Annotated in this window: 10 protein-coding genes; 5 read left to right on the forward strand and 5 right to left on the reverse strand. The window is 62.0% G+C overall.

The window, feature by feature from the left end; genetic code table 11:
* Positions 1-40 precede the first annotated feature (40 nt).
* Complete coding sequence (atzF, locus tag CHB97_RS20930) at positions 41-1,828, forward strand: allophanate hydrolase (protein WP_244559644.1); 1,788 nt, start codon at positions 41-43, stop codon at positions 1,826-1,828.
* Positions 1,829-1,847: 19 nt separating this feature from the next.
* A complete protein-coding gene (gene uca / locus CHB97_RS20935; RefSeq protein ID WP_089289961.1) occupies positions 1,848-5,441 on the forward strand; it encodes an urea carboxylase in 3,594 nt (1,197 codons plus the stop codon).
* Between the two features lie 654 nt (positions 5,442-6,095).
* Here uca and CHB97_RS20940 read toward each other — a convergent pair.
* Genes CHB97_RS20940 through CHB97_RS20955 form a run of 4 tightly spaced genes read right to left on the reverse strand, consistent with a single transcriptional unit; the run spans position 6,096 to position 9,739 of the window.
* Positions 6,096-6,833, reverse strand: coding sequence for an SDR family oxidoreductase (locus tag CHB97_RS20940; protein WP_089289962.1), 738 nt, complete (start codon positions 6,831-6,833; stop codon positions 6,096-6,098).
* A 17-nt stretch (positions 6,834-6,850) separates the two neighbouring features.
* The gene (locus CHB97_RS20945) at positions 6,851-8,053 is read right to left on the reverse strand and encodes a UxaA family hydrolase (RefSeq protein WP_089290008.1); all 1,203 of its coding nucleotides are present in this window, start codon (positions 8,051-8,053) and stop codon (positions 6,851-6,853) included.
* Positions 8,054-8,057: 4 nt separating this feature from the next.
* The gene (locus CHB97_RS20950) at positions 8,058-8,351 is read right to left on the reverse strand and encodes a UxaA family hydrolase (protein WP_089289963.1); all 294 of its coding nucleotides are present in this window, start codon (positions 8,349-8,351) and stop codon (positions 8,058-8,060) included.
* Positions 8,351-9,739: an aldo/keto reductase gene (locus CHB97_RS20955; protein WP_160106102.1), complete on the reverse strand. Its 1,389-nt coding sequence runs from the start codon at positions 9,737-9,739 to the stop codon at positions 8,351-8,353. Before CHB97_RS20955 ends, CHB97_RS20950 begins: the two co-directional genes overlap by 1 nt.
* A 290-nt stretch (positions 9,740-10,029) precedes the next feature.
* Between CHB97_RS20955 and CHB97_RS20960 the strand changes: the two genes are divergently transcribed.
* From CHB97_RS20960 to CHB97_RS20970, 3 genes are all read left to right on the forward strand, one after another.
* Complete coding sequence (locus CHB97_RS20960) at positions 10,030-10,821, forward strand: IclR family transcriptional regulator (protein WP_089289965.1); 792 nt, start codon at positions 10,030-10,032, stop codon at positions 10,819-10,821.
* A 140-nt stretch (positions 10,822-10,961) separates the two neighbouring features.
* A complete protein-coding gene (fucP, locus tag CHB97_RS20965) occupies positions 10,962-12,260 on the forward strand; it encodes an L-fucose:H+ symporter permease (protein ID WP_089289966.1) in 1,299 nt (432 codons plus the stop codon).
* A 51-nt stretch (positions 12,261-12,311) separates the two neighbouring features.
* Complete coding sequence (locus CHB97_RS20970; protein WP_089289967.1) at positions 12,312-13,127, forward strand: amidohydrolase; 816 nt, start codon at positions 12,312-12,314, stop codon at positions 13,125-13,127.
* A gap of 372 nt (positions 13,128-13,499) precedes the next feature.
* On the opposite strand, the gene CHB97_RS20975 is transcribed toward CHB97_RS20970, so the two are convergent.
* Positions 13,500-14,222 carry a SapC family protein gene (locus CHB97_RS20975; RefSeq protein WP_089289968.1) on the reverse strand — a complete coding sequence of 241 codons (723 nt, stop codon included), beginning with the start codon at positions 14,220-14,222 and terminating at the stop codon, positions 13,500-13,502.
* Positions 14,223-14,228 lie beyond the last annotated feature (6 nt).

A 14,228-nucleotide genomic window follows, 5' to 3' on the forward strand; every position in this document is an offset into this window, starting at 1 on the left:
CTGGCCTGACCGGGGAGCGGTACAGGAACTAGATCGGACCATGAGCGCGATGATTGTCACACAATTCTGGACCCTGCAGGACTGGGCCAATGCCTATCGGGCCGGGCAACGGCCACAGGATTTGCTGCCCACGCTGCTGGCGGCGCTATCCGCCGATGATCCGGCCTGGATCAGCCTGATCGGGCCGGATGCGCTGATGGCGCGGATCGCGGCTTTGGACCCGTCGGCCCCGCTTTACGGCATTCCCTTTGCCGTGAAGGACAATATCGACGCCGCCGGCCTGCCCACCACCTGCGCCTGCCCGGATTTTGCCTATCAGCCGGATGTCAGTGCCACCGCCGTGGCGCGGCTGGAGGCCGCGGGGGCCGTTGTCATCGGCAAAACCAACCTGGATCAGTTCGCCACGGGGCTGGTGGGCACCCGCTCCCCCTATGGCGCCGTGCCCAATGCTTTCAGCCCGGATCATGTTTCCGGCGGGTCCAGTTCCGGGTCGGCATCGGTTGTGGCGCGCGGTCTGGTGCCGTTCTCGCTGGGCACCGATACGGCGGGTTCGGGCCGGGTGCCGGCGGGGCATAATAATCTGGTGGGGTTCAAGCCCACGCGGGGTCTGGTTTCAACGCGCGGGTTGGTGCCCGCCTGCCGCACACTGGACTGTATCACCGTCATGGCCCTGTCGGTTGATGACGCCGCCAGCGTGCTGGAACAGATGCAGGGCTATGACGCCGCCGACGCCTACTCCCGCAAGGCCGGGGCACCGCCCACGGCCTGGCCGGCGCGGCCCGTGTTGGGCATTCCTAAAGCTCCCAACTGGTTTGGCGATGATGCGGCACAGGCGGCCTATCAGGCATCACTGGCCCGCCTCACCTCCCTGGGTGTGGACCTGAAGCCCATTGATTTTCAGCCCTTATGGGATGTCGCGGCCCTGCTTTATGAAGGGCCATGGGTGGCCGAACGCTATGCCGCCATCGAAAGCGTGATGCGCGACCGGCCCGATATTGTGCATCCCGTGGTCCGGTCCATCATTGAGAAGGCCCACAACTTCACCGCCGCCGATGGGTTCAAGGCCGAATACCGCCGTATGGAGCTGGCGCGGCGGGCGGAAGGTTTGATGGCGGGCCTGGATGGGCTGCTGGTTCCCACGGCCCCGACCCTGCCCACCATCGCCGATGTAATGGCCGATCCGGTGGGGGTGAACAGCCGCATGGGGCTCTACACCAATTTCGTGAACCTGCTGGACTGGTCGGCCATCGCCCTGCCGGGGGGTATGCGCAGCGATAATCTGCCCGCCGGCATCACCCTGATCGCGCCCGCTTGGAACGAAGCGCGGCTGATTGAGTTCGGGCGGCTGTGGCATGCGGCCAGCCCGTGGAAGCGCGGGGCCAGCAGCCAGTCCCTGCCGCAGCCGGAAAAGATGGTGGATGGACGGCACGGGCATATTACGCTGGCGGTTGTCGGCGCACATCTGTCGGGCATGCCGTTGAACGGGCAACTGACGGAACGCGGGGCCGTGTTGCTGGAAAGCACGCTGACCTCTGCTGCCTATCGCCTTTACGCCCTGCCGGGGACCACCCCGCCCAAGCCGGGGCTGGTCCGGACGGGGGAGGGGATGCCCATCGCCGTTGAACTCTGGGACATGCCGGTGGCCCATTACGGGTCTTTCGTGGCCCTGATCCCGCCGCCGCTGGGTATCGGCACTCTGGAACTGGTTGATGGAAGGCATGTGCAGGGCTTCCTGTGCGAAGCCTGGGCCACCCGCGACGCCTCTGACATTACCAGCCTGGGCGGATGGCGCGCCTATATGCGCCTGCGCGCGCAGAACGCTGCTTGATCACGAAGGGGATTAGAGAATGTTCAGCACTGTTCTGATCGCCAATCGTGGTGAGATTGCCGTTCGTATCGCCGCCACCTTGAAGCGGATGGGCATCCGCTCGGTCGCGGTCTATTCCGACGCCGATGCCGACAGTCTGCATGTGGCCGTGGCTGATATCGCCATCCCGCTGGGCGGGCAGACGCCGGCGGAAAGTTATCTGCGCGGTGACCGGATCATTGAGATCGCCAGGGAGACCGGGGCAGAGGCCATCATCCCCGGCTATGGCTTCCTGTCGGAGAATACGGATTTTGCAGAACAATGTGCCGCCGCCGGCATCGCTTTTGTCGGTCCCACTCCGGACCAGATCCGCCGTTTCGGCCTGAAACACACCTCGCGCGAGATTGCCAAGGCGGCGGGCGTGCCCCTGACGCCCGGTACCGACCTGTTGAAGGATGTGGAAGAGGCCAAGGCGGCAGCGGCAGAGATTGGTTATCCCGTCATGCTGAAAAGTACCGCGGGCGGCGGCGGCATCGGCTTGCAGCGCTGCGCCGACGCGGGGGAGCTGGTCGCGGCGTTCGACAGTGTGAAGCGTCTGGGCCAGTCCTTTTTCAAGGATGGCGGCGTCTTCATCGAACGGTTCGTGTCGGACGCCCGCCATGTCGAGGTGCAGATCTTCGGCGATGGCCGGGGTAATGTGGTCGCGCTGGGCGAACGGGATTGTTCGGTACAGCGCCGTAACCAAAAAGTGATCGAGGAAACGCCCGCTCCAGGATTGCCGCCCGAAACCCGCCGCCGCCTTCTGGACGCCGCCGTGCGTCTGGGGCAGGCGGTGGACTATGTCTCGGCGGGAACGGTGGAATTCATCTATGACGGCGCCCGCGATGCCTTCTACTTCCTGGAGGTGAATACCCGCCTGCAGGTCGAACATCCGGTGACGGAGGCGGTGACCGGTCTGGACCTTGTGGAATGGATGATCCGCATCGCCGCCAGCGACCCGCCCGATTTCAGCCAACTGCCCGAACCGCAGGGTACGTCGATTGAGGTGCGGCTTTATGCCGAAAACCCGGTGCGCAATTTTGCACCATCGCCCGGCACCCTGACCGATGTGTATTTCCCCGCTGGTGTGCGCGTCGATGGCTGGGTGCGCACGGGCACGGAAGTGTCCGCCAACTATGACCCGATGATCGCCAAGCTGATCGTGCATGGCCCGGATCGGGAGGCGACGCGGTTGAAGATGCTGGCGGCCCTGGATGCCACGCGCCTGCATGGCATCGCCACCAATCTGGATTATCTGCGCGGCATCCTGTCGGGCGATACCTTCATCCAGGGGCGCATGTCCACCCGGTTTCTGGACAGCTATCACCATGTCTCGCCCGTGGTGGAGGTGGTGGAGCCAGGCACCTACACGACGGTGCAGGATTATCCGGGCCGGCACGGATATTGGGATATCGGCGTGCCGCCGTCGGGGCCGATGGATGATTATGCCTTCCGTTTGGCCAACCGCATCGTCGGCAATGACGTGGCAGCGGCGGGCCTGGAATGCACCCTGCAAGGCCCGACGCTACGGTTCCACGGCGATGCCACCATCGCCCTGACCGGTGCCGCCATGGCGGCGACGCTGGAGGGGGGAGAGGCGCTGCCCTTCTGGATGCCGATCAGCGTCAAGGCGGGGCAGGTTCTGCGCCTGGGTCGGGCCGAAAGCGGGTGCCGGACTTATATCGCTATCCGCAATGGCTTGGACGTGCCCGATTATCTGGGCAGCAAATCGACCTTCGTCCTGGGGCAGTTTGGCGGCCATGCGGGCCGCTCCCTGCACGTGGGCGATGTGCTGCCGGTCAGCCGTCCGGGATCGCCCGCCTGCACCACCCCGGCACCGGCGTTGAACCCGGCACCTGTGCCGGCCAGCCTGATTCCTGCCTATGGCAAACATTGGGATATCGCGGTGCTGTATGGGCCGCATGGCGCCCCCGACTTTTTCAAGTCCGGGGCCATGGAAACCTTTTTCGCCAGCGATTACCGCGTGCATCACAATTCCAACCGGCTGGGCGTGCGGCTGGTGGGGCCAAAGCCGGAATGGACGCGCAGCGATGGCGGGGAGGCGGGACTGCACCCGTCCAACATCCATGATTGCGTCTATGCCATCGGCAGCATCAATTTTACCGGCGACACGCCCGTCATCCTGACCTGTGACGGGCCAAGCCTGGGCGGCTTCGTTTGTCCGGCTACCATCATCAAGGCCGACCTGTGGAAGGTGGGGCAGGTGAAGCCGGGCGACACCATCCGCTTCCGCCCTGTCAGCTTCGCCGACGCGCTGGCCCTGGAACAGGCGCAGGATGCGGCCATTGCCGGGCTGGCGGATGCGCCCCTGCCGGTCCCGGCGGTGATCGCACCCGATAGCTGCATCCTGACCCGCCTGCCGGCCAGGGGCGACCGGCCCATGGTCACCTATCGTCAGGCCGGCGATAAATATATCCTGCTGGAATATGGGGAGAATGTGCTGGACCTGCGGCTGCGGCTGCGCATCCATCTGTTGATGGAGGCGCTGACGGCGGCCAAGGTTCCCGGTGTGGCCGAGCTGTCGCCCGGCGTGCGGTCGGTGCAGATCCATTATGACAGCCGTGTGATCCATCAGGATGCGCTGGTCGCCACGCTGCTGATGCTGGAAGAAGGGTTGGGGTCGGTGGCGGGGCTGAAGGTGCCCAGCCGCATCGTGCACCTGCCCATGGCGTTTGAGGATAGTGCCACCCTGGGGGCGGTCACCCGCTATCAGGAAACGGTGAAGGCGGACGCTCCCTGGTTGCCCAATAATGTGGATTTCATTCAGCGCATCAATGGCTTGGACAGAAGGGGCCAGGTGCGCGACACGATCTTTGATGCCAGCTACATGGTGCTGGGCTTGGGCGATGTTTATCTGGGTGCCCCCTGTGCGGTACCGCTGGACCCGCGCCACCGGCTGCTGACCAGCAAATATAATCCCGCCCGCACCTACACCGCAGAGGGCACGGTGGGCATCGGCGGCGTCTATATGTGCATCTATGGCATGGACAGCCCCGGCGGCTACCAGCTTGTAGGGCGCACCGTGCCCATCTGGAACAAGTTCCTGGCCAATCGGCAGTTTGGGGCCGAACCCTGGCTTCTGCGCTTCTTCGATCGTGTACGCTTCTACCCGGTGACGGAGCCGGAACTGGACCGGTTCCGTGCCGATTTCCGCGCGGGCCGGGCGCAGGTGGCGGTGGAGGATTCGGTTTTCGATCTGGAGGTGCATGAGGCCGCCTGGGCGGTAGAGGCCGATGACATCGCCGCCTTCCGCGCCCGCCAGCAAGCGGCCTTCACAGCGGAGGTGGCCCGTTGGCAGTCGGATGAGACTGGTCCGACGACAGAATCCGATATGGCGCCGTCGGCGGTGGCGGATGATAACGCCATCCAGGCCGATATTTCCGGTAATGTCTGGAAGGTGCTGGTGGAGGTGGGGCAGCAGGTGGAGGTTGGCCAGACATTGGTCGTCCTGGAAGCCATGAAGATGGAATTCGCCATCCAGGCACGCACCGCCGGTCGTGTCATGGCCGTTCATTGCCGGGCGGGAAGGTCCGTGACGGCGGGCGACGCCTTATTATCGATGGAGGGGGCCTGACGGTGGGCAGTCTTGTCCAGCGTGATCTGCGCCCGTGTTTGCGGACGGGTTTAAGTTAATCGTGTCCGTCGTCAAAACAAAAGGGACGGCTTGGTGATGTTGTGAGCGTAGGTTCTGGTGGTATCCGACGAGGGACAACCCAGGTTGGTTAGGTTGGCCACGGGGAACCGCCATCAGCCCATATCTTGCTATGTCCCTATGCCCGCTTCCGGTTGCCACCTCCACCTTTGTAAACCACCATCTTGAGGCTCATTGCGGTTGTTGCGAGTGGCTTAATAAATGGGGGCGTTTCCAGAAACCCCGCGATTTTCTCTTCTAACACCAATCTCCCTTGATCGTGACCGATCGCAGATGCTCATGTGGATCTCCGGAACTTGTGGATCGGGACGACCATAGGCGGACCAGATGGGCCGATATTATCGCCTTTTTAAAATCCCTGATCGATCGGGAATTGCTGACCAATCCCCCGCTTAGTTCGCAATGTTCAGGATTGGGGGCATGATCCCAATCCTGAACTTCACTCAACAACAAAGCCAAAACAGAGGACTATAATTATAACAGGATACGATGAGTGCGGCAAATCACAGGCCCGTCGCGATCGCGTTGGTCGGGGTGATGTAAAATTGCATTTTCCACCTAACCCCGTGTTATCGTTCAGATCGTCCAGCCGCCATCAATGATATGGGCTTGACCGGAGGTGAAGCTGCTTTCGTCAGACGCGAGATAGAGCGCCAAGGCGGCAATTTCGCCTGGGTTGCCCAGCCGGCCCATGGGTTGACGCGCGGTGAAGGTGGCCCATGCGGCTTCGTAATCGCCTGTTGCCCGCAAGCGGTCATTCAGGGACGGGGTGTCCACGGTGCCGGGGCAAATGGCGTTGCAGCGGATGCCGCTTCCCACAAAATCAGCCGCCACTGCCCTGGTCAGCCCCAGCACGGCGGCCTTGGAGGCACCATAGGCAAAGCGGTTCGGCACACCCTTGATGGAACTGGCAACCGACGACATGTTGATGATCGACCCGCCCTTACGGGCTAGCATTCCGGGCAGGAAGGCACGGATCAGGCGGAACTGGGCTGTCACATTCAGGTCGAAGGAACGGCTCCAATCCTCATCCGTGCAGTCCAGAATGGTGCCACCGGCGACCATCCCAGCGCAGTTGAACAGAATATCCACCGCACCGATCTCCGTCACTGCCGCCTGGATATCATCGGGATCGCAAACGTCCAGACGGCGGTGGTGACATCCGGCCAGCCCCGTCAGGCTGTCGGCATTGACGTCGGTCGCCCAGACCTGGGCCCCCTCAGCGATGAAAAGTTCCGCAGTGGCGCGACCGATTCCCTGGCCGGCGGCGGTGATCAGGGCGGTCTTTCCCGCCAGTCTTCCGGTCTTCTGCATGGTCTTTCCCAATCCGGTCAGGCGACGCGCGGCATGCAGCCGGGCCCAGACGGTTCAAAGCTTTTGTAGGTCAGGATGAATTCGCGGTGGCCCATAGCTTCCGATTTGGTTTCGGCCCCGGCGGCCACCGCCTCCACCAGGGCGACAATATCGGCCCCCACACTGTCCAGCGTGGCGGAGCCGTCGAAGATGGCCCCGGCATTGATGTCCATATCCTCCCCCATGCGCCGCCAGGTTTCTGGATTGCCGGTGACCTTGATCACGGGGGCGATCGCAGAGCCAACGACCGATCCGCGACCCGTTGTGAACAAGGTGAGGTGCGCGCCGCAGGCCATCATCTCAACAATTTCGGCATTGTCGGAAATATTGGGGAAGCCAAATCTCGGCTCCCCATCCGGAACCACATCCAGCAGATAAAGGCCGGGTGCTATCGGCTGTTCCGCCGGCTTGATGACGCCGACGATGGGGCGGCTGCCCGATTTCACATAGGCTCCGGCGGATTTTTCCTCCTGCGAGGATAGGCCGCCTTCGGCATTGCCGGGGGCGAAACTGCCATACCCCATCGTACGGTAATAGGTTTCGGCCTTGGCAATGGATGCGACGATGGCGTCGGCCACCGCAGGGGTGGCGGCGCGGACCGCCATCGGCCCTTCACAACCGATCATTTCCCCTGTTTCCTCAAAGATGCAGGTGGCACCGGCATCGACCAGCAGATCGAAAGCACGGCCAACCGCCGGGTTGGCGGTGATCCCGCTGGTGCCGTCGGAGCCGCCGCAGATGGTGCCGACCACCAGATCGGACAGGAAAAGCGGCACCCGCACGGCGCGGTCTGCCATTTCTGCCTTGATCCGTTTTACAGCCTGAAGCCCGTTTTCGATGGCTGACCGGGTACCACCGGCCTGTTGGATCACAATGGTTTCCACCGGGCGACCGCTATTGGCGGCATGGGCGGCCAGTCCTTCCCGATCAAAGCTCTCACACCCCAATGATAACAGCACCACGCCGCCGACATTGGGGTGGGAAACCAGCGCCTTCATCATCCGCTTGGCGTAATCGTTGGGATAGCAGCCCGGAAAGCCCACCAGATGCACCTGGGGATCGGCAGCCAGATCAACGATACGGCGGGCCGCGTGATGGGCGCATTCCACCAGATAGGCGACGATCAGAATATCGCGGATGCCTTTACGCCCATCGGTGCGCAGATAGCCCTGTGCCTGCATGGCATCACCCCTTTGCCGCATCGCGCAGATGCGCGCTGATATAGTCGCTTTTCATATTGTGCATGTGGACCCAGCCGCCGGCACTCACCGGTGCGGTCATGGAGCCGATGGAGGCACCGTATTTGATGACCTTGGCACCGGCAGGCAGCGGATAACGGGCCAGCTTATGCCCCAACGCCACGGTTTCGGCGGCGGTGATCTCAACATCAGCAACGCTGATAAGCTCCCCCGCATGGACGGTGCGACAGCAGACGACCACATTGTCGTCTGGATGCAGAAGAATAACGGCGGGGGCCATCAGGCAAGCTCCAAACCGGGAAGGGGGGCATCAGGACGGATCAGTTCAGCCTGCCGCAGCTCCGCCCAGAAATCGTTGGGGATCGGGGTTTGATGGAAATGGCGGATGGCGAGCACACGGTCCGGGCTGTCCAGGCCCGGTATGACGCTGGCAACTTGCGGATGCGCCAGTACAAACTGCAAGGCCGCCGCCGGCAGGGTGACTTGATGGCGGTCGCATATCTGTTCGATCTGCCGCACCCTTTCCAACACCGCCGCCGGGGCAGGGGCGTAATTATAGCAAGGGGTATTGTCGCCCCGCGTCCCGGTCGCCAGGATACCGGAATTGAAGACCCCGCCAATGACGATGGACACGCCGCGCCGCGCGCATTCCGGCAACAGCCGGTCCAGCGCCCCCTGTTCCAGCAGCGTGTAGCGCCCGGCCAGCAAAATGGCGTCTAGGTCCGCCACGTCCAGGCATTCCAGGCAGGCCTCCACCTCGTTAACGCCAATGCCGAACGCAGTGATCGCCTTTTGATTCTTAAGGCTTTGCAGCGCCTTGAAGCCGCCACCCCGCGTCAACTGCCGGAACATTTCCTCATTGCGGTCGCCATGGGTGACGCGGCCAATATCGTGAACATAAAGGATATCGATATGCGCCAGCCCTAGACGGTCCAGCGAGGTGTCATAGGAACGCATGACGCCATCATAGCTGTAATCGTAAACGGGATCGAAGGGCAGGGCATTGTGGAAACCGTGGCGTTCACCGGTTGCCGGGGTGCCTGATGCGGGGTGAAGCAGGCGCCCCACCTTGGTGGAGATGACGGTGCCCGTCTTGCCCCGGATGCCGTCCCCTACCCGGCGTTCGCTCAGCCCGAACCCGTAATAGGGGGCGGTATCGACATAGCCCAGGCCGCAATCCAAGGCCGTCGCCAGAGTGGAGCGGGCAACCGTGTCAGCCAAGGGACGGTAAAGGTTGCCCATCGGGGCGGCCCCAAAGCCGATTTCGCTGACCCGCAGCCCGGTACGCCCAATCGTCCGTTTTGCTGGGGGCATATTGTTGTGGCTGGCGGGTGAATGGGCATCCAGATCGAAGATCAGGTGCATGGATCGCCATTTTTCCCCGTCCAGATCGGGCGCAGGCCGCTGGAAACGCAGCATCAAGGCTTCCCAGCGGGCTGCCGCGTCAGAAAGGGCGTGGGGCGCTGGGCGCGGATAATCCGCCGCCACCTCGGAAATCATGAACAACCGTGTGCCGGTGCGCCATATCTGCATCCGGTCCACGCCGGTGAACCGGATATAGGCGGCAATTTCCGGCCAGACGCCGCCGGGCTGATGCAGCCGTTCATATTCAGCGATCAGGTCCGCATCATCGGCCAAATCCAGGGTGAAGCAGAGCCGTCGCATCATGCGGGCCCCCACCCAAGGTGATATACCCTTGGCTTGGTCATTCATCCTCCCTGCGACACGCCCGCTTCTGCATGGTGGGCGGTCTTTATCGAACAGGTTTGCGCGCCGTCCTGGTTCACGGCTTATTCGCACCACTTTATGATATATAAAAATATTTTCAAATGACAAAACGCGGTTCTTGGCTTCATCCCGGTTTGGATTTCATATATGAAACCATGAATTGCCATTTGGCTTGCCCTCCGATCCGTTGGTTGGGGGGCGAAGCTGAGGTACAAGGCCAGGGGATGAAAATGGACGGGCAAGAAGCGGAAATGGATGGTGATGATCGGCGTTACCGCGCGCCGGCCCTGGAAAAGGGTTTGGATATATTGGAGCTTCTGGCCCGTGAAGGTCGCCCGCTGACCACGTCCATGATCACGCAGAAGCTGGGCCGTTCGATGAGCGAACTGTTCCGCATGGTTCAGGTGTTGGAATATCGCGGCTTTATCCAACAGGCACCCAATGGCCAGGGATATGTACCCACCGACCGCCTGTTCTCCCTGGGTGTTGACCGGGCGCCGACGAAAAGTCTGCTGGAAATCGCCCTTCCGGTGATGCGCGAATTATCCATGGCCATCGGCCAATCCTGCCATCTGGCTGTGCGGTCGGGCAGCGACATCGTGGTGGTGGCGCGCATGGAGTCGGCGGAACAGATCGGTTTTGCCGTGCGTGTCGGCTTCCGCCGATCCCTGTTGAATACCCGTTCCGGGGCGGTGCTGTTCGCCTTCCAGGAACCGGCCATCCGGGAGCGCTGGATCGCCGAACTGCCGTCAGAGGTGACGGAAGAGCAGATAGAGACTTTCCGCCGGCACGCCGATCTGGTGCGGGAACGGGGCTATGACAAGGCCAGAAGCGATTTCACCCAGGGCGTGACGGACCTTTCCGCCCCGATCCTGCGGGGGGAAAGTGCGGAGGCGGCATTGACCGTCCCCTTCATGCAGGTGATGCAGCCGGTGACGACGATGGATAATGCGTTGAAACAACTGCGCGCCGCCGCCGCACAAATTTCCGGGGCCCTATTGGCGTCCGATAGCCGCCTGTAAGGGGAGGGAATATATCGGCCCATTTTGATCTCACTGTAGCAATATTTCATATTTGACATTCAGTTCATCCATGACAATCATCGGGGTGCCCATGAACAAGGGCGAATAACGCCCATAAGGGCGGTACAGGGAGAACGCCGATGACGTCCGTGGCCAGGGGCCCCAAGCAATGGGGGCCGCTCATCCTTATTGTCGCCTTGTTCTTTCTCTGGGGCGTGGCGAACAACCTGAACGATGTGTTGATCCCGCATCTGAAGAAGGCCTTTTTCCTGACCGACCTGCAATCGGGTCTGGTGCAGTCGGCCTTCTATCTGGGCTATTTTTTCCTGGCCCTGCCGGCGGGCCTGCTGATGCGCCGCCATGGTTACAAGGTTGGGGTTGTGGTTGGGCTGGTGCTGTTTGGCACAGGTGCCCTGCTATTCTGGCCAGCGGCGGAATTGCGGCAGTATGGGCTGTTTCTGGGGGCGCTGTTTGTCATCGCTTCCGGTTTGGCATTTCTGGAAACATCGGCCAATCCGTTGATCACCGTGCTGGGCGATCCCGATAAGGCGGAGCGGCGGCTTAATCTGGCCCAGGCCTTCAACCCGCTTGGGGCGGTCACGGCGGTGTTGGTCGGTCGCCAGTTCATCCTGTCCGGCGTGGAGCCGACAGCGGCGGAATTCGCCGCCATGAGCCCGGATCAGTTGTTGGCCTTTCAGACGGCGGAGGCATCGGCCACGCAGGTGCCTTATCTGATCATCGCGGCAGTGGTGCTGGTTTGGGCGCTGCTGGTGGCCGTCACCCGTTTCCCGGAGGAAGCCGGGCGTCCGGTGGTGCATGATCGCCCGCGTGATCATGTAGACAGGCCGATCATGGGGTTGCTGGCCCATCGCCGTTTCCTGTTCGGGGTGGTGGCCCAGTTTTTCTATGTCGGCGCGCAGGTCGGTGTCTGGAGCTTCATGATCCGCTATGCCCAGCATGAAGTGCCGGGCATGGGGGAAAAGACGGCAGCAACGTATCTCACCTGGTCGCTGGTCGCCTTCATGGCGGGGCGCTTTGCCGGTACGGCCCTGATGGGCCGTGTCGACCCCACCAAGCTGATGGCGCTGTTCGCTGTTGCCAATGTCGGCTTGATGTTGTTCGCGGTGCTGGTCGGTGGCCATGACGGATTGCTGGCGCTGGCGGCGACCAGCTTCTTCATGTCCATCATGTTTCCCACGATCTTCGCCAGTTCATTGAAAGGACTGGGGCCGCTGACCAAAACCGGTTCCTCCTTCCTGGTGATGAGCATTATCGGCGGCGCGGTGCTGACGGCGCTGATGGGCGGCATTTCCGATGCAAGCACTATCCGTTGGGCCTTTCTGGTTCCCTGTTTCTGTTTTGTCATTGTCGGCCTGTTCGGCCTGTCTGCCCCCCGCAATGTGGCGGGCCATTCCATGCTGCCGGTAGGGGGGCATTGAGATGGCGGAAATGCCGGAGTCGTCCGCCGACATCGTCAAAGGCATTGTTGCATGCTGATTGATGCCCATTGCCACCTCTGGCAGATCGGTCGCAACGGTCATGGCTGGCCTGGGCCCGATCTGCCTGGCATCCACCGTGATTTTGACCTTGCCGATCTGATTGACGCTGCCCGTGATATCGGCCTTTCCGGTGTGGTGCTGGTGCAGTCCCAGCCTGATAGGCGGGACACAAGCTGGCTGCTGGAACTGGCCGCCGTGGAATCATTGGTGTTGGGTGTTGTCGGCTGGGTCGATCTGGCCAGCCCCGATGCGCCGGCGGAGATTGCGCGGCTTGCATCAAACCCCGCCTTGAAGGGGCTGCGCCCGATGTTGCAGGACCTGCCGCCGGATTGGATTTTGGATCTGGCGCTGGAGCCGGCCATCGCGGCCATGGTGCAGGCCGACCTTTCCTTTGATGCATTGATCCGCCCGGCCCATATCCCCGCCATCGCGACCCTGGTTCAACGTTGGCCGGGGCTACGCGTGGTGGTGGATCATGGGGCAAAACCCTTTATCGAAAAGGGATCGTGGCAACCGTGGGCGGCGGCGCTGGGCGCGTTGGCGGCATTGCCCGGCGTGCATTGCAAATTATCCGGCCTGCTGACGGAGGCGGGGGCATTGGCAGACGCCGCCATGGTGGCCCCCTATGCGCGCTATTTGCTGGATGTTTTTGGGGAGGACCGGTTGATGTGGGGCAGCGACTGGCCCGTATTGAACCTTGCCGGCAATTATGCGGGCTGGCATGCCATGTGCGGGGAGTGGACCCCGACGGGCCGGCATGGAGCCCTGTTTGCCCGAAACGCCCAGCGTTTCTATCACTTGGCTTAAATCACCCCGTTGTAAAATTGAAGCGGAACAGGCGATCGAGCTTCGGCATTGTGTCGTCTGTGCCGTTCAGTGACAGGCGTCTGCCTACAAGCAAACCGGCCATTCTGGATGACTTGTCTTTGGTGATGAGACCGTCTTGGTGTGGATGAAGAGCAGGGTTGATACCATCTACCGGATATGTGCCCCGTTTCCTGACACTCGCGTCGCCGGCCTCCAATCCGCCAAGGGTCAAACCCTCGAGAGCCAGGTGCGTTTCCCGTTAAACGTATCTGGCTCCAATATTGACAGCTGGCAAATAGGCCGTCCCCATCGCCGCCCTAAAAGAAAAACCCCGGCAGGCGGGGCCTGCCGGGGAATAAGATGCAATGAGGATCAGCGCTTGGCGACGCGTTCGATCAAACCAGCCCAATTGCTGATCGAGATGAAGTGGCAATAGGCCAGATGCAGCCAGCCACGCCCGCGCCAGCGCAGGAATTCCTCTTCCGGCAGGGCATTGAAACGGGCTTCGTCAATCACCTTGAAGCCGTTCAAGCTCAGCTTCGTGCCATTCAGCATGGTGATGTCGGCGCGGTTTTCCACCAGCAGATCATTCTCCACCAGCGCCTTCACGAACTCGGCGGTGGCGGCGTGCTGAGCCTGGAACTGACGGCAGAATTCCAGGGCACGATCGGCCAGCTCCGTCGGTTTGCCATCCTTGAACAGCGGGTTGCTGTCATCCTTCACCAGCGCGGGGCTGGCTTCATCCAGGCACAGCACAAATTCACCGCGTTCCTTGTCTTCCAGGAAGATGAAGGGATAGCGGCGCACATATGCCGGCACATAAATGTCGGTTTCCCACTGGCTGTCAGTGTTCACGAACAGGTTTTCTTCATCCCGCAGCCCCAACAGGGCGACCGGCTGCGGGAATTCCGCGTCGGCGAACAGGATGGGGAAGAACTTGCACAGCAGGGTGAATTCAGTGGCGATAACCGGCACCGAATTGGTCTTGGCGGCAAAACCGAAATCGCCGCTGCTGACCAGGGAGGTGTTGGCATCTTGCTCCGCCAGGACCGGGCGGGGGCGCTGATACATCACGGGCAGCTTGGGATTGCTCATAGTGTC

This window comes from Azospirillum sp. RU38E, assembly GCF_900188385.1.
In the GTDB taxonomy this organism is placed as follows: domain Bacteria; phylum Pseudomonadota; class Alphaproteobacteria; order Azospirillales; family Azospirillaceae; genus Niveispirillum.